21 protein-coding genes and 1 riboswitch are annotated in these 21,252 nt (G+C 73.9%); of the genes, 11 read left to right on the top strand and 10 right to left on the bottom strand.

The genetic code is table 11. The features are described 5' to 3' along the window. Window positions 1–24 precede the first annotated feature (24 nt). Complete coding sequence (locus tag ABZ497_RS01280) at window positions 25–756, bottom strand: hypothetical protein (protein ID WP_359802609.1); 732 nt, start codon at window positions 754–756, stop codon at window positions 25–27. Window positions 757–766: 10 nt separating this feature from the next. Beyond that, window positions 767–1,561: an alpha/beta fold hydrolase gene (locus ABZ497_RS01275; RefSeq protein ID WP_359802607.1), complete on the bottom strand. Its 795-nt coding sequence runs from the start codon at window positions 1,559–1,561 to the stop codon at window positions 767–769. Window positions 1,562–1,753: 192 nt separating this feature from the next. Between ABZ497_RS01275 and ABZ497_RS01270 the strand changes: the two genes are divergently transcribed. Genes ABZ497_RS01270 through ABZ497_RS01260 form a run of 3 tightly spaced genes read left to right on the top strand, consistent with a single transcriptional unit; the run spans window position 1,754 to window position 4,480 of the window. Beyond that, a complete protein-coding gene (locus tag ABZ497_RS01270) occupies window positions 1,754–2,572 on the top strand; it encodes a lysophospholipid acyltransferase family protein (protein WP_359802604.1) in 819 nt (272 codons plus the stop codon). Between the two features lie 41 nt (window positions 2,573–2,613). After that, the gene (locus tag ABZ497_RS01265) at window positions 2,614–3,804 is read left to right on the top strand and encodes a DUF5931 domain-containing protein (protein WP_359802601.1); all 1,191 of its coding nucleotides are present in this window, start codon (window positions 2,614–2,616) and stop codon (window positions 3,802–3,804) included. Window positions 3,805–3,811: 7 nt separating this feature from the next. Continuing rightward, on the top strand, window positions 3,812–4,480 hold the full coding sequence (locus ABZ497_RS01260) for a response regulator transcription factor (RefSeq protein ID WP_359802996.1): 669 nt from the start codon (window positions 3,812–3,814) through the stop codon (window positions 4,478–4,480). Window positions 4,481–4,531: 51 nt separating this feature from the next. Here the strand turns inward: ABZ497_RS01260 and ABZ497_RS01255 are convergent, their stop codons facing one another. Further along, window positions 4,532–6,466: an anthranilate synthase family protein gene (locus ABZ497_RS01255; protein WP_359802598.1), complete on the bottom strand. Its 1,935-nt coding sequence runs from the start codon at window positions 6,464–6,466 to the stop codon at window positions 4,532–4,534. A gap of 302 nt (window positions 6,467–6,768) precedes the next feature. Here ABZ497_RS01255 and ABZ497_RS01250 point away from each other — a divergent pair, with 302 nt between their 5' ends. Next, window positions 6,769–8,106, top strand: coding sequence for a class II 3-deoxy-7-phosphoheptulonate synthase (locus tag ABZ497_RS01250; RefSeq protein WP_329487284.1), 1,338 nt, complete (start codon window positions 6,769–6,771; stop codon window positions 8,104–8,106). A 186-nt stretch (window positions 8,107–8,292) separates the two neighbouring features. Then, window positions 8,293–8,577 carry a (2Fe-2S)-binding protein gene (locus ABZ497_RS01245; protein ID WP_329487283.1) on the top strand — a complete coding sequence of 95 codons (285 nt, stop codon included), beginning with the start codon at window positions 8,293–8,295 and terminating at the stop codon, window positions 8,575–8,577. A 14-nt stretch (window positions 8,578–8,591) separates the two neighbouring features. Here ABZ497_RS01245 and bfr read toward each other — a convergent pair whose 3' ends face one another. Then, window positions 8,592–9,071 carry a bacterioferritin gene (bfr, locus tag ABZ497_RS01240; RefSeq protein WP_329487282.1) on the bottom strand — a complete coding sequence of 160 codons (480 nt, stop codon included), beginning with the start codon at window positions 9,069–9,071 and terminating at the stop codon, window positions 8,592–8,594. 218 nt (window positions 9,072–9,289) lie between these two features. Between bfr and ABZ497_RS01235 the strand changes: the two genes are divergently transcribed. Beyond that, on the top strand, window positions 9,290–9,919 hold the full coding sequence (locus ABZ497_RS01235; RefSeq protein ID WP_359802593.1) for a molybdopterin-dependent oxidoreductase: 630 nt from the start codon (window positions 9,290–9,292) through the stop codon (window positions 9,917–9,919). A 7-nt stretch (window positions 9,920–9,926) separates the two neighbouring features. On the opposite strand, the gene ABZ497_RS01230 is transcribed toward ABZ497_RS01235, so the two are convergent. The 5 genes from ABZ497_RS01230 to thiO form a co-directional block, all read right to left on the bottom strand. Beyond that, window positions 9,927–11,297: an FAD-binding oxidoreductase gene (locus ABZ497_RS01230; RefSeq protein WP_359802590.1), complete on the bottom strand. Its 1,371-nt coding sequence runs from the start codon at window positions 11,295–11,297 to the stop codon at window positions 9,927–9,929. Window positions 11,298–11,438: 141 nt separating this feature from the next. Beyond that, entirely contained in the window at window positions 11,439–13,208 is a 1,770-nt protein-coding gene (pknB, locus tag ABZ497_RS01225; RefSeq protein WP_359802994.1) for a Stk1 family PASTA domain-containing Ser/Thr kinase, read from the bottom strand. A gap of 89 nt (window positions 13,209–13,297) precedes the next feature. Then, window positions 13,298–14,095 carry a thiazole synthase gene (locus ABZ497_RS01220; protein ID WP_352287088.1) on the bottom strand — a complete coding sequence of 266 codons (798 nt, stop codon included), beginning with the start codon at window positions 14,093–14,095 and terminating at the stop codon, window positions 13,298–13,300. A 2-nt stretch (window positions 14,096–14,097) separates the two neighbouring features. Beyond that, window positions 14,098–14,307 carry a sulfur carrier protein ThiS gene (gene thiS, locus ABZ497_RS01215; protein ID WP_329487278.1) on the bottom strand — a complete coding sequence of 70 codons (210 nt, stop codon included), beginning with the start codon at window positions 14,305–14,307 and terminating at the stop codon, window positions 14,098–14,100. Further along, a complete protein-coding gene (thiO, locus tag ABZ497_RS01210) occupies window positions 14,304–15,464 on the bottom strand; it encodes a glycine oxidase ThiO (RefSeq protein ID WP_352287089.1) in 1,161 nt (386 codons plus the stop codon). The genes thiS and thiO overlap by 4 nt, the downstream gene beginning before the upstream one ends. A gap of 3 nt (window positions 15,465–15,467) precedes the next feature. Then, window positions 15,468–15,580: riboswitch (TPP riboswitch) on the bottom strand. Window positions 15,581–15,678: 98 nt separating this feature from the next. Between thiO and ABZ497_RS01205 the strand changes: the two genes are divergently transcribed. The 3 genes from ABZ497_RS01205 to thiE are packed head-to-tail and all read left to right on the top strand — an operon-like array spanning window position 15,679 to window position 17,952. Continuing rightward, window positions 15,679–16,884: an FAD-dependent oxidoreductase gene (locus tag ABZ497_RS01205; RefSeq protein ID WP_359802585.1), complete on the top strand. Its 1,206-nt coding sequence runs from the start codon at window positions 15,679–15,681 to the stop codon at window positions 16,882–16,884. A 52-nt stretch (window positions 16,885–16,936) separates the two neighbouring features. Beyond that, window positions 16,937–17,302, top strand: coding sequence for an Rv2175c family DNA-binding protein (locus ABZ497_RS01200; RefSeq protein WP_329487275.1), 366 nt, complete (start codon window positions 16,937–16,939; stop codon window positions 17,300–17,302). Next, window positions 17,302–17,952 carry a thiamine phosphate synthase gene (gene thiE, locus ABZ497_RS01195; RefSeq protein ID WP_359802582.1) on the top strand — a complete coding sequence of 217 codons (651 nt, stop codon included), beginning with the start codon at window positions 17,302–17,304 and terminating at the stop codon, window positions 17,950–17,952. The genes ABZ497_RS01200 and thiE overlap by 1 nt, the downstream gene beginning before the upstream one ends. 58 nt (window positions 17,953–18,010) lie before the next feature. Here the strand turns inward: thiE and ABZ497_RS01190 are convergent, their stop codons facing one another. After that, window positions 18,011–19,117 (bottom strand): polyprenyl synthetase family protein, encoded by a 1,107-nt coding sequence (locus ABZ497_RS01190; RefSeq protein ID WP_359802580.1) that lies wholly within the window; start codon window positions 19,115–19,117, stop codon window positions 18,011–18,013. A 175-nt stretch (window positions 19,118–19,292) separates the two neighbouring features. Here ABZ497_RS01190 and metF point away from each other — a divergent pair, with 175 nt between their 5' ends. Both metF and ABZ497_RS01180 read left to right on the top strand, forming a co-directional pair. After that, on the top strand, window positions 19,293–20,207 hold the full coding sequence (gene metF / locus ABZ497_RS01185) for a methylenetetrahydrofolate reductase [NAD(P)H] (RefSeq protein ID WP_329487272.1): 915 nt from the start codon (window positions 19,293–19,295) through the stop codon (window positions 20,205–20,207). A 133-nt stretch (window positions 20,208–20,340) separates the two neighbouring features. Beyond that, window positions 20,341–21,249 (top strand): hypothetical protein, encoded by a 909-nt coding sequence (locus ABZ497_RS01180; protein ID WP_359802577.1) that lies wholly within the window; start codon window positions 20,341–20,343, stop codon window positions 21,247–21,249. Window positions 21,250–21,252 lie beyond the last annotated feature (3 nt).

Below are 21,252 nucleotides of genomic sequence, written 5' to 3'. Positions count from 1 at the left end.
CGGCCCGGCCACAGGCCGCCGGCCCTACACGACGGCGCCGCCGTGCGGGTCGTCCGGCTCGTCCTCGTCGCGCTCCTTCATCCGGACCACCAGGGTGACGAAGCCACCGAGGAACGCGGTCACGCCGACCCAGGCCGGCCAGCCGGACACCTCGCGCCAGACCACCGCGTCGAACAGCAGCAGGGCCGGGCCGCCGAGCACGGCGAGCCAGGCGAACTTGGCGGTGACGTCGGCGGCGGGCAGCGGCGGCGGCTCCGGCGGGACGAAGTGGCCCTCGTCCGTCTCCTCGGTCAGCTCGAAGTCGCGCGGGCCCGATCCGGCGGCCGGCATCACCGGGCGGGTGGAGCGGGGCCGCGGCTGCGGTGCCAGGTCGGCGAGGTCGTCCGGGTCGGTGCCCTCCTTGAACCCGCCCTTGAGCTCGCCGCGCGCCCGGAGGTCCTCGACCTCCGGCCAGTCCGGGTTGTTGAGGTCGACGGGGTCGTCGAACTGGGCGACCAGCGCGGCGAAGATCTCGTCCTGCTCGGCCTGGCTGCGCTCGGGCGCCCGCCGCACCCGGGGCGCTTCGGGCGCCGGGGCGGCCTCACCCGAGGCGCCCTCGGTCTTCACGCCGTCGGTCTTCGCGCTCTCGGTCTTGGCGGCCTCGGTCCTCACGCCGTCGGCCTTGGCGGCCTCGGCCTTCGAGGCGTCCGCCTCGGTGTTCTCCGCGTCCTCGCGGGGCGCCTCGTCCTCGCCGCCCGCCGTGCTGCTCTCGTGCACTTCCGGCCCTTCAGCCTTGGTGATCGTCGGATTCGATCCGGGTGACGCCCGCCGCGTGCGCGGGAGCCAGCCGTCGGATGAAGTCCTGGCCGGCCGCGAATATTTCCGGCGCGTCGTGGTCCAGCGTCGCGACGTGGTAGCTGCGCTGGCACAACCGCTCCGTCACGTCGGTCGAGGATATCCGGGCCAGCACCAGTTCCGAGTTGGCCGCCGAGACCACGTGGTCCTGCGGGCTGTGGAAGAGCAGGACCGGCTGGGTCACCTGCGGCAGCCGGCGCTGCACGTCCTTCCAGAGCCGGGCCAGCGACCAGGCGGCGTGCAGCGGCGTCCGGTCGTAGCCGACCTCGACGGAGCCCGGGCGGGCGATGTCGTTGGCGATCCCGGGCAGGCTCGGCACCACGTGGCGCAGCACCGGAAGCAGCACGCTCGCGGGGTTGTCGGAACGCACCGACGGGTTGACCAGCACCAGTCCGGAGACCGCCGGGCCGTGCAGCGCGGCCAGCCGCAGCGCCAGCCCGCCGCCCATCGACAGCCCGAGGACGAAGACCCGCTCGCACTCGGCGGCCAGCGCCAGCAACTCCCGCTCGACCTCCGCGTACCAGTCCTCCCAGCGGGTCACCTGCATGTCCTGCCAGCGGCTGCCGTGGCCGGGCAGCAGCGGCAGCGAGACGGTGTACCCGGCCGCCGCCAGCTCCTCGGCCCACGGGCGCAGCGACTGCGGCGAGCCGGTGAACCCGTGGCAGAGCACTACGCCCACCGGCCCGCCCCGGTGGCGGTACGGTTCGGCACCGGGCAGCAGCGGCATGACGGGCTCCTTCGCGGGCGGCGGCGCGTTGGGACGGGGGAGGGCGGAACGGCGGGCTGCGGAAACCGCATCGTCCCACGCGCCCGCACGCGTCGTACACCCCTGCCGGACACCCCGGCGGGGCGGGGCGGGGCGCGGGCGGTGGCCGCGGGGCATTAGGATCGACCGGTCCGCATAACAGGAGGCCCGGCGTTGTTCTACCGACTGATGAAGATGATCGTCGCGCCACTGCTACGGATCTTCTTCCGGCCGTGGATCGAGGGTGAGGAGAACATCCCCGCCGAGGGTGCCGCGATCATCGCGAGCAACCACCTCTCCTTCTCGGACTCCTTCTTCTTCCCCGCGCTGATCAGGCGTCGGGTGACCTTCATCGCCAAGGCGGAGTACTTCAACACGCCGGGCCTGAAGGGCAAGCTGACGGCCGCCTTCTTCAAGGGCGTCGGACAGCTGCCGGTGGACCGCTCCGGCGTGCGCGGCGCGGGCGAGGCGGCGATCCGCAGCGCGATCGCCGTGCTGGACCGCGGCGAGCTGTTCGGCGTCTACCCGGAGGGCACCCGTTCGCCCGACGGCAAGCTGTACCGCGGCAAGGTCGGCGGCCTGGCCCGCGTCGCGCTGGCCACCGGCGCGCCGGTGATCCCGGTCGCGATGATCGACACCGAGAAGGTGCAGCCGCCCGGCCAGGTCGTCCCCAACTTCGGCATCCGTCCGGGCATCCGGATCGGCCGGCCGCTGGACTTCTCCCGCTACCACGGCATGGAGAACGACCGCTTCATCCTCCGTTCGGTGACGGACGAGGTGATGTACGAGATCATGCGGCTCTCCGGCCAGGAGTACGTGGACGTCTACGCGACCGCCGCCAAGCGGCAGATCGCCGACGACAAGAAGCGTGCCGACGCCGAGCGCAAGGCCGTCCAGAAGGCCGAGCAGGCCGCCGCCAAGGCCGAGAAGGCGGAGGCGGAGAAGGCGCAGAAGGCCGCCGAGCAGGAGCAGAAGGACAGCGGGTCAGCCTAGGCCGGGAGGCCGGATCCGCCCGCAGGGGGAGGGGCACGGAGATGTCGGACGGGAACAGACCCGGAGCGGTCGGCGCGGCGGTGGCGGCCGGCGGCATGTCCGTCGAACTGCCGCTCTGGCGGGCCATCTCGTTCTTCCGGGTGCTGGCGCTCTGCTACGCGGTGCTGCGCTACCTCGACTCGTACCTGGAGTTCCTGCACCCCGTCGCCGGCTGGATCTACCTCGGCGCGCTGACGCTCTGGACGCTCGCCAGCACCCGCGCCTTCGCCGGGCCGCTGCGCTGCACCTGGTACGTGCTCGGCACCGACCTCACCCTGGTCGTCACCGGCATCGTGATGAGCGGGATGACCGACGACCCGGCCCGGATCGCCCACGGCGCGCCCACGCTGCCCACCATCTGGGCGGCCGGCACCGTCCTGGGCTTCGCGGGCCGGGGCGGCTGGCGCTGGGCGGCGGCGGCCGGATCGGTGATCGGGGTGGCGAACATCCTCGGCCACGGCGGTCCGACCGGCGACAACATCCACAACATCGTGCTGCTGATGGTGGCCGGCTGCGCGATCGGCTACGTGATCGAACTGGCCCGCGCCAGCGAGGCGACGCTGACCCGGGCGCTCCAGGTCGAGGCCGCGAACCGGGAGCGCGAGCGGCTCTCCCGGGACATCCACGACGGGGTGCTCCAGGTGCTCGCCCTGGTCCAGCGCCGGGGCGGCGAGCAGGGCCCCGGCCGGGGCGCGGACTTCGCCGAACTCGGCCGGCTGGCCGGCGAGCAGGAGCGCGCGCTGCGGGCCCTGATGAGCGGCGGACCGCTGCCCGCGCAGCGCGCGTCGCTGGAGCCGCAGGACCTGCGCACCCTGCTCGGCCCCTACACGGACGAGCGGATCACCCTCTCCGCCCCCGGCACCCCGGTGCTGCTGCCCGGCCCGGCGGCCGGCGAGCTGGCGGCGGCCGTGGGCGCCGCGGTCGACAACGTCCGCCGGCACGCCGGGCCCGGGGCGCATGCCTGGATCCTGCTGGAGGACGAGCCGGAGGCCGTCACGGTCAGCGTCCGCGACGACGGTCCGGGCTTCGCGGCCGGGCGGCTCGGTGAGGCGGAACAGGCCGGCCGGCTGGGCGTCTCCCAGTCGATCCGCGGCCGGCTGCTGGACCTCGGCGGTACGGCCGAGCTGTACTCGGTGCCCGGGGAGGGCGTCGAGGTCGAACTGCGCGTCCCGAGGAGGGGTTCCGATGGCTGACCAGCCGATGACCGACCGGCCGCCGGTGCGGGTGATGGTCGTGGACGACCACCCGGTGTGGCGCGACGCCGTGTCGCGCGACCTCGCCGAGGCGGGGCTGGACGTGGTGGCCACCGCCGGGGACGGCGAGGAGGCCGTCCGCCGGGCCCGTGCCTGCGCCCCGCAGGTGGTGGTGCTGGACCTCAACCTGCCCGGCCTGTCCGGCGCCGAGGCCTGCCGCCAGGTGGTCGCCCAGGATCCCTCGGTGCGCGTCCTGGTGCTCTCCGCCAGCGGTGAGCACGCGGACGTGCTGGAGGCGGTGAAGTCCGGGGCGACCGGCTACCTGGTGAAGTCGGCCGGCCGTGACGAGCTGCTGGACGCGGTGCGCCGCACCGCCGTCGGCGACGCGGTCTTCACCCCGGGCCTGGCCGGGCTGGTGCTCGGCGAGTTCCGCCGGCTGGCCGCCGAGCCGGCCGCCCCGACGGCCCCCGCCGCGCCGCAGCTGACGGCCCGGGAGACCGAGGTGCTGCGGCTGGTCGCGAAGGGCCTGTCGTACCGGCAGATCGCCGACCGGCTGGTGCTCTCCCACCGCACGGTGCAGAACCACGTCCAGAACACCCTCGGCAAGCTCCAGCTGCACAATCGGGTCGAACTGGTCCGGTACGCGATCCAGCAGGGCCTGGACGACGAGGCCTGACGCCCCGGGGCGGGGGCGCGCCGGCCGAACGGGCGCGCCCCGCCCGGGGTCTCAGCCGTGGACGGCGGCGGCCGACCGCAGCAGTTCGGCGACGATCCCGACGCCGTCCCGGGTGAGCACCGACTCCGGGTGGAACTGCAGCCCGGCGAACCCGGCGCCGCGCAGCGCGTGGACGTCGCCGGTCAGCCGGTCCCGGGAGACCTCGACGCCCTCGGCGGCGAGCCGGGCGGCGTCCTGGTCCGAGCAGCGCGCGGTGAAGGTGTTGTAGAAGCCCACCGTGTGCCGGGCGCCGAAGAGTTCGACCGTCTCCTGGGCGCCCTGGTGGGGCACGGCCTTGCGGGCCAGCGGCAGTCCGAGCCGCTCCGCGAGCAGCTGGTGGCTCAGGCAGACGGCGAGCAGGGGCGCGGTGCGGGCACCGGAGCGGACGGCGGCCAGCGCGTCGGCGACGATCGGGCGCAGGACGGCCATCTTGGGGTCGTCGGCGGCGGCCGGGTCGCCCGGGCCGGGGCCGAGCACCAGCGGGCCGGGGTGGGCGGCGACCCGCTCGCGCAGGCCGGCTTCGTCGAAGCGCGCCACGGTGACCCGGTGGCCGAGCGAGGTCAGCAGGTGGGCGAGCATCGAGGTGAAGGTGTCCTCGCCGTCCACCACCAGGGTCTCCTCGCTCCGGGTGACGGGGGCCGGCTCCTGCATCCGGAGCCAGAACGGCGCGAGGTCGGCCCGCCGGGCGTCCAGCGCGGCCTGGACCCGGTGGTCCTCGGCGAGTCGCGGGCCGGACGGGTTGGGGAGCCGGGCGGGGGCCGGGCGGGCGCCGATCGCGGTGAGCACCCCGGCGGCCTTGGCGTGGGTCTCGGCGACCTCGGAGTCCGGGTCGGAGTGGCGGACCAGGGTCGCGCCGACCCGGACGACCAGCCGGCCGGTGGCCGGGTCGATGTCGGCGGTGCGGATGCAGATCGGGGAGTCCATCTGCTGGCCCCCGCTGGCCGAGCGGCCGATCAGGGCGAGCGCGCCGGCGTAGTAGCCGCGCCCGCCGCGCTCGTACCGGCTGATCACCCGGGTGGCGTTCTGGACCGGGCTGCCGGTGACGGTGGCGGCGAACATGGTCTCCTTCAGCACCTCGCGGACGTCCAGCGAGGTGCGCCCGCGCAGCTCGTACTCGGTGTGCGCGAGGTGGGACATCTCCTTGAGCCGGGGGCCGAGCACCTGGCCGCCGAGGTCGCCGACGGTGCACATCATCTTGAGTTCCTCGTCGACCACCATGGTCAGCTCCTCCAGCTCCTTGGGGTCGCGGAGGAAGGCGAGCAGCGAGTCGATGTCGGAGCCGCCCGCCGGATAGCGGTAGGTGCCGGAGATCGGGTTCATCACGACCGTGCCGCCGCTCTGGCGGACGTGCACCTCGGGGGAGGCGCCGACCAGGACCCGCTCCCCGGTGTGCACCAGGAAGGTCCAGTAGGCGCCGCGCTCCTGTTCGAGCAGCCGGCGGAAGAGCGTCAGCGCGAGCGCGGGGGAGTAGTCCTCCAGGGTGGCGGTGAAGTCCCGCCGGATGACGAAGTTGGCGCCCTCGCCCCGGCCGATCTCGTCCGCGATCACCCGGCGGACGATCCCGGCGTACTCCTGGTCGTCGATGTCGAAGGCGCCGCCGGTCAGGGCGACCGGCCGCCGGGGGAGCGCCGGGAGCAGCTCGGCCAGCGGGAGGGCGTACTGCTCGGTGACCGAGAGCGCCTGCAGCGGGGTGGCGTCGTCGACGGCCTCGAAGCCGCGCTCGCGGATCTGCCGGAACGGGACGAGGGCGAGCAGGTCGTGCACCGGGCCGTCGGCCGGGACGCCCGCGCGGACCGGCAGGTCGGCCAGCCGTTCGTAGCTGTCGACGGTGCCCAGCAGGACCTCGACGGTGTCCGGCGCGAGCCGGGGGGCGCGGCGGTGCAGCAGGGCGAACGCCGGGGCGTCGGGGCCGGTGAGGCGGGCGAGCAGGTCGGCTGCGAGGTTCACGGTGCGGCTTCCTTCCGGGAGGGCGGGTGCGGTGGTTCGGGGTTCCGCTCCCGGGAGGGCCGTCTGCGCCGAAACGCCGACGGCCGCCCCGAGGGGCGGCCGTCGTGTTCGTCTAGGAACGCGCGATCGGTGGGCCACCCGAGGGGTCGGCCCACCACCAGGAAAAGGTGTGCGGCGCGTTCATGCGTCGAGCGTAGCGGATCCGGCGGGCGCCGTGAGCCGCCTCACACGATTGTCCACCGGGTGTCTCACCCAGCGAGCGGCGGTCACAATTCGGTTGTCCCACCCCGTAGCCTTGCCGTGTGACCGTGACGAATCCCCACCCCTGGCAGTCCCTGCCCGCGGCGCAGCAGCCTGAATGGCCGGACCACGAGGCTCTGCGCAAGACCCTTGCGGAGCTTGCCTCCTATCCGCCGCTCGTCTTCGCGGGCGAGTGCGACCAGCTGCGCGCCCGGCTCGGTGCCGTGGCGCGTGGTGAGGCGTTCCTCCTGCAGGGCGGTGACTGCGCCGAGGCCTTCGACGGTGTCTCGGCCGAGCACATCCGGAACAAGCTGAAGACCCTGCTGCAGATGGCGGCCGTGCTGACGTACGCCGCCTCCGTCCCCGTGGTGAAGGTCGGCCGGATCGCCGGCCAGTACTCCAAGCCGCGCTCCAAGTCGACCGAGACCCGCGACGGCGTGACGCTGCCGGTCTACCGGGGCGACTCGGTGAACGGCTTCGACTTCACTCCCGAGTCCCGGAACCCGGACCCGGAGCGCCTGAAGCGGATGTACAACGCCTCCGCCGCGACGCTCAACCTGGTCCGCGCCTTCACCACCGGCGGGTACGCCGACCTGCGCCAGGTGCACGCCTGGAACCAGGACTTCGTGCGAAACTCGCCGGCCGGCCAGCGCTACGAGCAGCTCGCCCGCGAGATCGACAACGCGCTGGCGTTCATGAACGCCTGCGGCGTGGCGCCGGAGGAGTTCAAGACCGTCGAGTTCTACTCCTCGCACGAGGCGCTGATCCTCGACTACGAGACCGCGCTGACCCGCGTGGACTCGCGGACCGGCGAGCTGTACGACGTCTCCGGCCACATGGTCTGGATCGGCGAGCGCACCCGCCAGCTGGACCACGCGCACATCGAGTTCGCGTCCAGGATCCGCAACCCGATCGGGGTGAAGCTCGGCCCGACCACCTCGGTCGACGAGGCGCTCACCCTGATCGAGAAGCTGGACCCGGAGCGCGAGCCCGGCCGGCTCACCTTCATCACCCGGATGGGCGCGGGCAAGATCCGCGAGCACCTGCCCACCCTGGTGGAGAAGGTCACCGCCTCCGGCGCCCAGCCGGTCTGGATCTGCGACCCGATGCACGGCAACACCTTCGAGGCCTCCAGCGGCCACAAGACCCGCCGCTTCGACGACGTGCTCGACGAGGTCAAGGGCTTCTTCGAGGTGCACCGCGGCCTCGGCACCCACCCGGGCGGCATCCACGTGGAGCTGACCGGCGACGACGTCACCGAGTGCGTCGGCGGCGGCGACGAGGTCCTGGTGGACGACCTGCACCAGCGCTACGAGACGGCCTGCGACCCGCGGCTCAACCGCAGCCAGTCGCTGGACCTGGCCTTCCTGGTGGCCGAGATGTACCGCGGCGGCAACTGAGCCGTCGCCCCCGGGCGGGCCGTGCGGCCGACCCGGATGTGACGAAAGCCCCTCCGGATTCGGGATTTCCGAACCCGGAGGGGCTTTTTCATGCCCGGATCCCCGGGTAAGGTGAGGCTTAGTGAACTAAGGCATGCCTTAGTCAAGATCGATTTCGAGCCAGTCGCTTCGCAGGGAGAGACCGCGATGTACGTGTGCATGTGCCATGCGGTCACCGAGGCCCAGGTGAAGAAGGAGATCGACGCGGGTGCCAACACCCCGCGCCAGATAGCCCGGGGCTGCAAGGCCGGTACCGACTGCGGCTCCTGCGTCCGACGGATCCAGGCGCTGCTCGGTGAGCACGGCGCACGCCCCTGCCCGACCGCCCGGCTGGCGGCCAAGCTGGGGCTGGCCGACGACCAGGAGGCCGAACCGCGGGACGGGGCCCAGGCGCCGGCCGTCCTGCCGGCCCGGCCGCTGCGCGCGGCCTGAGGGTACGGCCGGGTTCAGGACTCCGGCTGCTCGATCAGCTGGGCGAGGTAGAGCGCCTCCCCGAGCTTCTCCAGCAGTTCCAGCTGGGTGTCGAGGTAGTCGATGTGGTGCTCCTCGTCGGCCAGGATGTCCTCGAAGATGTTCGCCGAGGTGACGTCGTTCTTGGCCCGCATGACCACGATCCCGCGCTTCAGCCGGTCGATCGCCTCGACCTCGACCTGGCGGTCCGCCTCGAACATCTCCTTGACGGTCTGGCCGATCCGGACGTGGAAGAGCCGCTGGTAGTTGGGCAGCCCGTCCAGGAAGAGGATCCGGTCGGTGAGCACCTCGGCGTGCTTCATCTCGTCGAAGGACTCGTGCCGGGTGTACTTGGCGAGCTTCGTCCAGCCGTTGTTCTCCTGCATCTTCGCGTGCAGGAAGTACTGGTTGATGGCGGTCAGCTCGGCGGTGAGCTGCTCGTTGAGGAATTCGATGACCTCGGTGTCGCCCTTCATGGCGGTGCCTTCCTGCTTCGCGTCCGGGACTCACGGCCGTACCCTCCGGCTGCACGCATCCTGGCACCGCGCCGGGGCCGAATTCCAGTAAGTTCACACTCACTAGGACATGTGTCGGAATATCCGATTTGGTGGCCCAATGGGCCGTACGGGCGGGGCGCACGGCACCCGAAAGGGGCGCGCGCCAGGCGTTGTCCGCCGTCTGTCACCATGGAGCCATGGGTCAGTCCGAGCAAGAACCACCTCCGCCGTCTGACCCGAGACTCCCGCCGGGCCAGCGGACGCAACGCGGCTGGCCCGCCCTGCACTACGGCCCCGTGCCCCGCTTCAAGCCGCTGACCTGGGACTTCCAGGTGTTCGGCGCCACCACCTCGGCGGCGAAGCACCGCTGGGACTTCGCCGGCTTCAACGACCTGCCCCGGGCGACCGTCCGCGCCGACTTCCACTGCGTGACCAAGTTCTCCGTGCTCGGCAGCGAGTGGACCGGCGTGTCGGCCTCCGAAGTGCTGGCCCGGGTGCCTCCGGCGCCCGGTGTCACCCATGTGATGGTCTGGGCGGAGTACGGCTACAGCGCCAACCTCCGGCTGGCCGACTTCGCCGACCCCGCGACGCTCTTCGCCACCCACCGCAACGGCGAGCCGCTCACCGCCGAGCACGGCTTCCCCGTCCGGCTGGTCGTCCCGCACCTCTACGCCTGGAAGGGGCCCAAGTGGGTGCGGGCGGTGGAGTACATGCGGGCGGACCGGCGCGGCTTCTGGGAGGAGCGCGGGTACCACAACCTGGCCGACCCCTGGCGCGAGCAGCGCTACTCCTACCAGGAGGAGCCGGGCGACGGGCCGCTGCGGTAGCGGCCCCTCAGGGCCGGATGTTCTGGTTCAGCCGGAACAGGTTGCCCGGGTCGTACCGCCGCTTCAGTTCGGTCAGACGGGCGTAGTTGCCCCGGTAGTTGGCCTCGATCCGGTGCTGGTCGTCGTGGTCCATGAAGCCGATGTAGCCGCCCTCGTCGGAGTGCGGGGCGAGCGCGTCGTAGTAGCCGCGCACCCAGGCGGTGTCGGCCGCGTCGTCGGCCGGGTCGGTCCAGGCCGCGAGGATCACGGTGGCGAAGGTCGCCTCCCGGTGCGCGAAGGCCGTCGCGTCGGCGGGCACCCGGTGGCAGGCGCCGTTGATCGGGTAGATGTGCACCGCCGAGTGGACCGTGGGCACCCGCGGGCCGTGCTCGGTGTGCGCGGCGATCGCCGCGTCCGTCAGCTCGGTCGCGAAGGCGCCCTTCCAGTACTGCCGCAGGCCGGGCGGCAGCAGCGGGTCGAAGGCGGCGGCGAAGGCCGGGTACGGCACCGTGTCCACGCCCTCGGCGACCACCGGCGCGGCGTCCCGCAGCGGGGCCAGTACCGCCTCGGCCCGGTCCGGCGGCCCGGACCAGCACGGCACCAGCAGGATGAAGGAGTCGCCGACCCGGTCCTCGGGGAGGAACGGCAGCGGCGGCGCGACGTGGAAGCCGGGGAAGATGCCCAGCTCCTCGGGGGCCTCCCGGACGTACTCGCGGTAGAACCGCAGCACCTCGGCCGCGTGCTCCAGCTCGTAGACGAACGGCCCGGCGACCACGTCCTTGACCGGGCTCAGCCGGTACTCGAAGGACGTCACCACGCCGAAGTTGCCGCCACCGCCGCGGAGCGCCCAGAGGAGGTCCGGCTCCTGCTCCTCGCTCACCGTCCGGAACCGCCCGTCCGCGGTGACCACATCGGCCGAGACCAGGTTGTCGCAGCTCAGCCCCAGCCCCCGGGCGAGGTGGCCGAAGCCGCCGTTGAGGGTCAGCCCGGCGATGCCGGTGGTGGAGATGATCCCGCCGGTCACCCCGAGCCCGAAGGCGTACCCGGCGTCGTTGAGGTCGCCCCAGGTGACGCCGCCCTCGCAGCGCGCCGTCCGGCCCACCGGGTCGATCCGGACGCCGTGCCGGTCGGAGAAGTCGATCACCAGGCCGCCGTCGCAGGTCCCGTAGCCGGGCGCGCTGTGGGCGCCGCCGCGCACCGCGAGCTCCAGGCCGGTCTCCCGGGCGAAGTCGACGGCAGCCATCACGTCCCCGGCGTTGGCCACCCGGACGACCGCCGCCGGCCGGCGGTCCACCGTGCCGTTGTAGACCCGGCGGGCCTGCTCGTAGCCCTCGTCGTCGGGCGTGATCACCGCGCCCCGTACACGCTCCCTCAAGCCGTCGACGGCGGGTCCGCCCATGACGACCACATCCTCGGGTACCGGCCGCCGCGCAGCCCCGTCCGGAGATCCCGGCGCCGCAGCCCTCCTGGCGGTGGCAGGCGGGGCCGGGCAGGCCTGGTTCCACGCTACGTCGCGTGACCCCAAGGCTGGGCAAAATCCTTAGATGAACGGGAAGTTGACCGTGACCACGGTGCGCTGCGGGCGGCGCTCGCCCGGGGCCGGGGACTGGCTGGAGACCTTGCCGGTGCCGAACAGGTTGACCCCGCTGCTCTGCATGGCGAACCCGGCGGCCTGCAGTGCCTTGGCGGCGTCGTCCTTGGACATCCCGGTGACGTCCGGGACGGCCACCATGCCCTTGCTGACCACCAGCGAGACCGGGGTGTTCTCCGGCACCTGCTGGCCGGCCACCGGCGAGCTGCTGATCACCGAGCCCTCCGGCACGGTGTCGTTGTACGTCTCGGTGACGCCGCCGCGCGCCAGCTGCACGCCGCTCAGGGCGGCGGCGGCCTGCTCGGCGGGCCGGCCGACCAGCTCGGGCACGGCGATCCGCTTCGGCCCCCGGGAGACGGTGACCCCGACCGCGTCGCTCTTGCGCGCCCGCGCCCCGACGCCGGGGTCGGTGGAGATCACCTGACCGGCCGGGACGCTCTCGCTGTACACCTCGGTGAACCGCCCGTGCATCCCGGCGCCGTCCAGGATCCGCTGCGCCTCGCCGCGGTCCTTGCCGATCACGCCCGGCACCGTCGTGTACAGCGCGCCGGAGAGCGCGTACGTGGTGCCGCCGACCAGCAGCACCAGCGCGGCCAGGACGGAGGTCCAGATCAGCGGCTTGCGCGGGAGCCGGCGCCACGGGCCGGGGCGGCGCCGGGTGCGCACCGGCGCGGGCTCGTCGTACGGGCGCGGTTCGATGAGCAGCTGCTCCATCACCTCCGGCGGCACGTCCAGCACGCTGGTGCGCTCGACCGGGGGCGCGACCAGGGCCGGCCGGATCACCGAGGTCGGCTCGTTGGTCGGGTACCGCGGGCTGGGCCGGGTGGAGGCCGGGGGCTCGGCGTCGAGCTGGGCGGGGGTGAGCGCGCGGCGGACCCGTTGCAGGGCGGCCAGCAGCTCGACCGCGTCGTACGGGCGGTCCCGCGGGTCGCGCGCGCAGGCCGCGGCGACTATCGCGTCCAGCTCGGGAACGACCCCCGGCACGGTCAGCGAGGGCGCCGGGACGTCCTCGTGCAGGTGGCGGTACATGACCTGGACGGGGTTCTCGCCGGTGTGCGGACGGTGGCCGGTGAGCAGCTCGTAGAGCAGGATGCCGGCCGCGTAGACGTCCACCCGCTGGTCGGTCCCGGCGCCGGGTCGGATCTGTTCGGGGGCCAGGTAGGAGACGGTGCCGAGGACGGTGCCGGTGGTCGCGGTGCCGGAGCTCGCCGCGCCGTCGGCGGCGTTCAGCAGCCGGACCAGGCCGAAGTCGGCGACCTTCACCAGGCCGCCGTCGGTGATCAGCACGTTCTCGGGCTTGACGTCGCGGTGGACGAGACCGGCCCGGTGGGCGGCGCCGAGCGCGGCGAGCACCGGCTCCAGGACGTCCAGGGCGGCCCGGATGGAGAGCGCGCCCCGGTCGCGGAGCAGGTCGCGCAAGGTCCGGCCGGGCACGTACTCCATCGCGAGGAACACGTGGGCGCCGTCCGCGCCCTGGTCGAAGACGTTGACGACGTTGGGGTGCGCGAGCCGGGCGACCGCCTTGGCCTCGCGGATGAACCGGCCGGTGAAGTCCTCGTCGCCGGCGAGCGAGGGGTGCATCACCTTGACCGCCACGACCCGGTCGAGCCGGGTGTCGGTGCCCCGGTAGACGGTGGACATCCCGCCGGCCGCGATGCGCTGCTCGACCCGGTACCGGCCGTCGAGCAGGGTACCGATCAGCGGGTCGTCCAGTGCCATGTCCACCCGGCGAGTGTAGTGGGGGCGCCCGGCACCGGCCCCGGGGGACACCGCTCCCGGGGCGCTCTGTGCCCGGCTTGTGACACCGCCTAGAACGCCGGGCGCTCGCGGGTGTCCAGCGCGGCCCGGCCGGCCATCGCCGAGGAGGCCTCGGCGTGGAAGCGGCGCGGGATCCGGCCCGCCCGGTGGGCGAGCCGGCCGGCCTCCACGGCGTGCCGCATCGCGTCGGCCATCAGCACCGGCTCCTGGGCCCGGGTCACCGCCGAGGCGAGCATCACCGCGGCGCAGCCCAGCTCCATCGCCAGGGCCACGTCCGAGGCGGTGCCGGCGCCCGCGTCCAGGATCACCGGGACGGTCGCGCTCTCCACGATCAGCTGGAAGTTGTGCGGGTTGCGGATGCCCAGGCCGGAGCCGATCGGCGAGCCCAGCGGCATGATCGCCGCACAGCCGACGTCCTCCAGCTTCCGGGCCAGCACCGGGTCGTCGTTGGTGTAGGGCAGGACGGTGAAGCCGTCGTCGACCAGCGTCTCGGCCGCGTCCAGCAGCTCGATCGGGTCGGGCAGCAGGGTCCGCTCGTCGGCGATCACCTCCAGCTTCACCCAGTCGGTGCCGAGCGCCTCACGGGCCAGCCGGGCCGTCAGCACGGCCTCACCGGCGGTGAAGCAGCCGGCGGTGTTGGGCAGCACGCGGATGCCGTTGCGGGTCAGCACGTCCAGGACGGAGCCCTGGGTGGTGGCGTCGACCCGGCGCATCGCCACGGTGGTCAGCTCGGTGCCGGAGACCCGCAGCGCCTGTTCCAGGACGTCCAGGCTGGGGGCGCCGCCGGTGCCCATGATCAGGCGTGAGCCGAAGGCCGTCCCGGCGATGGTGAACACGTCGTCGGCCATGGTCAGCCTCCCTGGACGGCGGTGAGGATCTCGACCCGGTCGCCCGCGGCCAGCCGCGTCAGCGGCCACGAGCCGCGCGGCACCACGGCCTCGTTGAGGGCGGCGGCGACGCCGGAGTTGGCCCGGCTGAGGGTGGTCACCACCTCGGCCAGGGTGGTGGCGGCGGGCACCCGGCGGGGCTCGCCGTTGACGGTGAGTTCGATCTCGCTCATGCGGGGACCTTCGTGGTGAAGCGGGTGGGGGAGAACGGCTCGGCGAGCGCGGGCGTCGTGCCGGTGACCAGGTACTCGGCGAGCAGGTCGGCCGTCACCGGGGTGAGCAGCACGCCGTTGCGGTAGTGGCCGGTGGCGGCGACCAGGCCGGGCAGGGCGGTCGGCCCGAGCAGCGGTGCGTTGTCCGGCGAGCCCGGCCGCAGCCCGGCGGAGGTCTCCACCAGCGGCAGCTCGGTGATGCCGGGGACCAGCTCGTGGGCGTCGCGCAGCAGCTCGTACACCCCGCCGGCGGTGACGGTGGTGTCGTAGCCCTGCTCCTCGCTGGTGGCGCCGATCACCAGCTCGCCGTCCTCGCGCGGCACCAGGTAGAGGTGTTGGCCGCGCACCACCGCGCGGACGTTGCGGGAGAGGAACGGCCGGTAGGCCGGGGGGATCCGCAGCCGCAGGATCTGGCCCTTCACCGGGCGGATCGCCGGCAGCACACCGGCGGGCAGGCCGGGCAGCAGATGGCTGCGGGAGCCGGCGGCGAGCACCACCCGGTCGGCGGTCAGGGTCTCCCCGGTGCCGAGCCGGACGCCGACGGCCCGGTCGCCCTCGACCAGCAGCTCGGTGGCCTCGGTGCGGTGCAGCCGCACGTCGGCCCGCTCGCAGGCGAGGACCAGCGCCGCGGCCAGCCGGCGGCCGTCCACCTGGTGGTCGTCGGTGACGTGCAGGCCGCCGCGGACGCCGGGGGCGAGCATCGGCTCCAGCTTGCGGGCCTCCCGGCCGGTCAGCCACTGCGAGTCGAGGCCGAGCCGCCCGTGGAAGGCGTGCAGCTCGCGCAGCTCCTCGCGGTCGTCGGAGTCGAGGGCGACGGCGACGGTGCCGCACCGGCGGTAGCCGGTGTCCCGGCCGCCCGAAGCCTCGGTGAGCTCGTCGGCGAAGGCCGCGTACCGCTCGTTGGAGGCCATCCCGAGGCGCAGCAACGGCTCCTCGCCGTACTGGAGTTCGGTGACGGGGGCCAGCATGCCCGCGGCCACCCGGGCGGCCCCGCCGCCCGGGTCGGGGTCGACCACCGCGATGTCCGTCAGTCCGCGCCGGGCCGCCCGCCAGGCGACGGCGAGGCCGATGATGCCGCCGCCGACGACCAGCACGTGGGCATGGGTACCTGCTGCCATGCGTGTCAAAGTCGCTGCTCTCCCTTCGCCGGTATGACCCGGATCAGGTTCGGACGGTCGCAGGCCGTGCAAGCCCGCCTCTCAGCCCGGTCCGCCGGGCTCCCGTGATGGTGCCCCCACCATAACTCCGGGGGTCGCCGCCACCGAAGGCGAGTACGAGGGGCGGACGCGGGGCGCCCGAGGCCCTCTGGCGCCCCGTGCGCCCGCCAGTACAGTGACGGGCGTGGCAGAGCTGAGCGGGACGGATCAGGTGGTCGTGGTGGGGGCCGGGCTGGCCGGGGCGCACTGCGCCGCGGGCCTGCGGCAGGGCGGCTGGCGGGGGCGGATCGTGGTGGTCGGCGAGGAGCCGCACACCCCGTACGACCGGCCGCCGCTCTCCAAGGAGGTGCTGCTCGGCAAGGCCGACGCCACCCCGCTCGACCTCGACCTCGCGCAGCTCGGCGTCGAACTGCTCACCGGCCGCCGCGCCACCGGCCTCACCCCCGGCGTGCTGCGCACCGACGGCGGCGACCTGCCGTACGACGCCCTGGTGATCGCCACCGGCGCCGCCCCGCGCGCCCTGCCCGGCGCCGAGCGCGCCCACCTGCTGCACACCCTGGACGACGCGCTGGCGCTGCGCGCCCTGCTCCGGCCCGGCCTGCGCCTGGTCCTGGTGGGCGCGGGCTGGATCGGCGCCGAGGTGGCCACCGCCGCCCGGGCGGCCGGCTGCGAGGTCACCGTCGTCGAGGCCGGCCCGGCGCCCGTGCCCGGCGCGCTGCCGGCCGTGATCGGCGGGGCGATGGCGGCCTGGTACGCCGAGGCCGGGGTGGAGCTGCGCTGCGGGGTGGGCGTCGCGGCGGTCGAGCCCGGCGCGGTGCTGCTGGCGGACGGCTCGCACCTGCCCGCCGACGAGGTGGTGGTCGGCATCGGCGCCCGCCCGGCGACCGGCTGGCTGGCCGGCTCCGGGGTCGCGCTGGACGCCGCCGGCGCGATCCTGGTCGACGAGCGGCTGCGCACCACGCTGCCGGGCGTCCACGCGGCCGGCGACTGCGTGAGCTACCCGTCGGCCCGCGCCGGCGCCCGGCTGACCGTCCAGCACTGGGACCACGCGCTGCAGTCCGGTGCGGCGGCGGCCGCCGCCGTGCTCGGCGCGGAGGTGGCGTACGACCCGGTGCCCTACTTCTGGTCGGAGCAGTTCGGCCGGACGGTGCAGTACGCCGGGCGGCACGGCGAGGGTGACGAACTGCTCTGGCGCGGCTCCCCGCAGGACCCGTCCTGGGCGGTGCTCTGGCTGCGGGACGGCGTGCTGCGGGCCCTGCTGACGGTGGACCGCCCGCGCGATCTCACCCAGGGCCGCCGGCTGGTCGAGCGCGCCGCGGTGCTCGATCCGGTGCGCGCGGCGGACCCGGCGGTGGCCCTGAAGTCGGCCGTCGCGGGGTAGTCCGCGGGGCCGGTTGGTGCGCGGCGGGCCCTGGAGGTGGCAGTCTGGTGACGTGAGTGAGATCGAAAGCAAGATTGAATCCCTGGTCACCGACTGGATGTACCTGCCCGACATCTCGGAGCAGTGGGGGGTCCGGGTCACCGAGGTGCGCGACCTGGTCAAGAACGGCGGGCTGATCGCCGTCCGCCGCGGCCCGAACAGGTCGCTCCAGGTGCCGGCCGCCTTCATCGACGGCCCGGGCCTGGTCAAGCACCTGTCCGGCACCCTGACGGTGCTGCGCGACTGCGGGTACAACGACGCGGAGATCCTGGAGTGGCTCTTCACCGAGGACCCGTCGCTGCCCGGCAGCCCGATCCAGGCGCTGCAGGAGAACCGCGGCACCGAGGTGAAGCGCCGCGCCCAGGCGATGCTGATCTGATGGCGGCGGACACACCGCGCCGGCGCCTCGCCGACGCCCGGCTCTACCTCTGCACCGACGCGCGCCGCGAGCAGGGCGACCTCGCCGCGTTCCTGGACGCGGCGCTGGGCGGCGGGGTGGACATCGTCCAGCTCCGCGACAAGGGCCTGGAGGCCAAGCAGGAACTGGCGGCCCTGGAGGTCCTCGCCGACGCCTGCCGCCGCCACGGCAAGCTGCTCGCCGTCAACGACCGCGCCGACGTCGCGCACGCGGCCCGGCCCGACGTGCTGCACCTCGGGCAGGACGACCTGCCGGTGCCCGCCGCCCGGGCGATCCTCGGCGAGGACGTACTGATCGGCCGGTCCTGCCACGCCGAGTCCGAGGTGGACGCGGCGGTCGTCGAGCCCGGCGTCGACTACTTCTGCACCGGCCCGGTCTGGCCCACCCCGACCAAGCCGGGCCGCCACGCGCCCGGCCTCGGCCTGGTCTCGTACGCGGCGAAGCAGAGCACCGACCGGCCGTGGTTCGCGATCGGCGGCATCGACCTCGGCAACCTGGACGAGGTGCTGGCGGCCGGGGCGAGCCGGGTCGTGGTGGTCCGCGCGATCACCGCCGCGGACGACCCGCGGGCGGCGGCCGCCGCGTTCGCCCGGCGGCTGCGCGCGGTCTGACCCGGACGGCTGCCGCCGTTCCCGGTACGTCCGGGTGCCCGTTTTTCGGACACCCGGCTCAGTACTTGCGGACGGTGGCGGCCTCGGCCAGTGCCAGCAGCACCTCGCGGGCCCGCCGGTCGGCCAGCGGGGCCGCCTCCAGCGCGGCCAGCGACTGCCGCATCAGCTCCTCGATCCGCCACTCCACCAGCTCGGGCGCGCCGCTGCGCCCGACCAGCTCGCGCAGCCGGGACACCTCCTCGGGCGCCAGGTCCGGCGCGCCGAGCCGGTCGTCCAGGTGGCGGGCGTCGGCGGCGGGCAGCCCCCGCATGGCGTGCGCGACCAGCAGCGTCCGCTTGCCCTCGCGCAGGTCGTCACCGGCCGGCTTGCCGGTGACCGCCGGGTCCCCGAAGACGCCGAGCAGGTCGTCACGGAGCTGGAAGGCCTCGCCCAGCGGCAGGCCGAACGCGCCGTACGCCTCGACCAGCTCCGGCCCGGCGCCCGCCAGCAGTGCGCCGACCTGCAGCGGCCGCTCGATCGTGTACTTGGCCGACTTGTAGTGCAGCACGGTCCGTGCCCGGTCCAGCGCGCCCTCGTCGGTGGAGTCCCCGGCGACCGGCTCCAGGACGTCCAGGTACTGGCCGACCATGACCTCGGTGCGCATCAGGTCGAACACCGGCTTGGCGGCCAGCACGGCCGCCGGGTCCAGGCCCGAGCGCAGGAACAGCTCGTCGCACCAGATCAGCAGCAGGTCGCCGAGGAGCACGGCCGCCGAGGCGCCGAACTGCTCGCGGTCGCCCCGCCAGCCGCTCGCGCGGTGCAGCGCCTCGAAGCGGCGGTGCACGGAGGGCAGGCCGCGCCGGGTGTCGCTGCGGTCCATCAGGTCGTCGTGGACCAGCGCGCTGGCCTGCAGCAGCTCCAGGGCGGCCGCGGCGTGCGCGATGGCCTCGCCGGCGGCCGGGCCGCCGGCGCCGCGCCAGCCCCAGTAGCAGAACGCCGGGCGCAGCCGCTTGCCGCCGTCCAGCAGGAAGTCGCGCAGGGCCTCGACGGCGGGCGCCAGCTGCGGGGAGATCTTCCCGAGCAGGGCCGACTGGCCGTCCATGAACCCGGCGAGCGCGGCGTTGACGCGCTCGCGCACGTCCTCCACGTCGATCGGGTTGGCCGGCCGGTTGCTGGACGAGGTCACGATGAGGCTCCGGAGGGTTCGCTGGGGGTCCGGCAAGCCTAGCCGGACGGCCGCGAACGGCCGTCGGGCAGGGCCGTGCACCCGTTCGGACGGAAAGCGGACGGTCGTCCACCAGTTGTCTCAATACCTGGAACCGGGTTGTCCGTGTCCTTCGGCCGACGGTTAACCTGCCCCCATGGCACTCGGCATCGCTTCCACCAGAACAGACCGCGCTTCGACGGTCCGCGAGCTTCTGGCGGCCGGCAAGCGGTCCTTCTCCTTCGAGTTCATGCCCCCGCGGACCGAGGTCGGTGAGCAGCGCCTCTGGGACGCCATCCGCCGCCTCGAACCGCTCGACCCCAACTTCGTCTGCATGACGTACGGAGCCGGCGGCTCCTCGCGCGAGCGCACGGTCAACATGGTCGGGCGGATCGCCACCGAGACCACCCTCACCCCGGTGGCCCACCTGACCGCGGTGGACCACTCGGTCGCCGAGCTGCGCAACATCATCGGCCAGTACGCCGACCAGGGCGTGCGCAACGTCCTCGCGGTGCGCGGCGACCCGCCCGGCGACCCGACGGGCGAGTGGGTCAGCCACCCGGACGGCGTCACCTACGCCTACGAGCTGGTGGAGCTGATCAAGGGGATCGGCGACTTCTGCGTGGGCGTCGCGGCCTCGCCGAACATGCACCCGCGCTCGACCGACTGGGACGAGGACATCCGGCACTTCGTGGCGAAGATCCGCTCCGGGGCCGACTACGCGATCACCCAGATGTTCTTCGAGGTCGACGACTACCTGCGGCTGCGTGACCGGGTCGCGGCGGCGGGCTGCGAGGCGCCGATCATCCCGGAGATCATGCCGGTCACCAACGCCAAGCAGCTGGAGCGCTTCCCCCAGCTGAGCGGCTCGGCCTTCCCGCCCGACCTGGAGGAGCGGCTGCGCGCCGCGATCGACGACCCGGCCGCGCTGCGCGCGATCGGCATGGAGCACGCCACCGCGATGTCCGAGCGGCTGCTGGCGGAGGGCGCCCCCGGGCTGCACTTCATCACGCTCAACCACTCGACCGCGACGCTGGAGATCTACCAGAACCTCGGCCTGCACCAGCGCTGAGCGGGCCGCCGTTCCCGGCCGGCCGGGCCCGCCGTTCCGGCCGGGAACGCAATGCGGTACCCGGACCGTTCAACCGGTACAGTCGCCGAACACGCGCGGCGCGCGCGGGCACGCGACTGGAGGTAGCGGGCGGATGGGCATCGGATACCTGCTGCTGTACGGCGCGTTGGCGGTCGTGGCGCTCTGGCTGCTGGCCGAGCTGCTGCTGCAGAACCGCGCGCCGGTGCACTGGCGCGCCCTCGCCCTGACCGGCTTCCTCGGCGTGCCGGCCGGGATGGCTGCCGGTTCGGTCCCGCTGATCGGCGCGGGCGCGGCCCTCTTCGCGGTCGGCCAGACCCTCGTCACCCTCTCCGTGAAACGCGGCTACGCGGCCGGCTGGTCGCTGCGCCGGTCCGACGGCGGACTGCCCGGCCCGCTGGCCAGGGTGCCCCTGCTGGGCGCGCTGACCGGTGGCGCGGTGGTGGCCACCGCGGTGGCGGCCGACCGGATCGGCACGGTCAGCGCGGTCGAGGAGAGCCCGGCCCCGGCCCCGGTGGCCGAGGACGTCCCGGCCGTCGAGCAGACCGCCGCCTTCGAGATGCAGGAGATCGCCGCCGACGGCGTCTACACCCCCGGCTACTACGAGCAGCAGCAGCCCGCGCCACAGGCCCAGCCCGACCCGTACGCCGAGGCCTACCAGGCCGGCTACGACACCTCGCAGCAGCAGCCCGGCTGGGACGCGAACGGCCAGCAGCAGTGGCAGGCCCAGCAGCAGCCGGCCTTCGCCTACGACCAGGGCTACGGCACCTACCAGCAGCAGCCGGACCCGTACGCGGGCTACCAGCAGCAGCCGCAGGTGGACGCGTACGGCGGTTACCAGCAGCAGCCCGACCAGTACGGCTACGACCAGGCGCAGCAGGCGCAGCAGGCCCAGCAGCAGCAGTGGCAGCAGCAGGCCGACCAGCAGCACCAGCCCTACCCGCAGCAGCAGGGCATCCCCCAGCAGCCGCAGTACGACCAGTACGGCTACCAGCAGCAGCCGACCTGGCAGCAGCAGGGCTGAGCC

Origin of the sequence: Kitasatospora sp. NPDC005751 (genome assembly GCF_040630835.1) — a bacterium.
GTDB lineage: Bacteria > Actinomycetota > Actinomycetes > Streptomycetales > Streptomycetaceae > Kitasatospora.
This window is presented reverse-complemented; position numbering and strand designations above follow the sequence as displayed.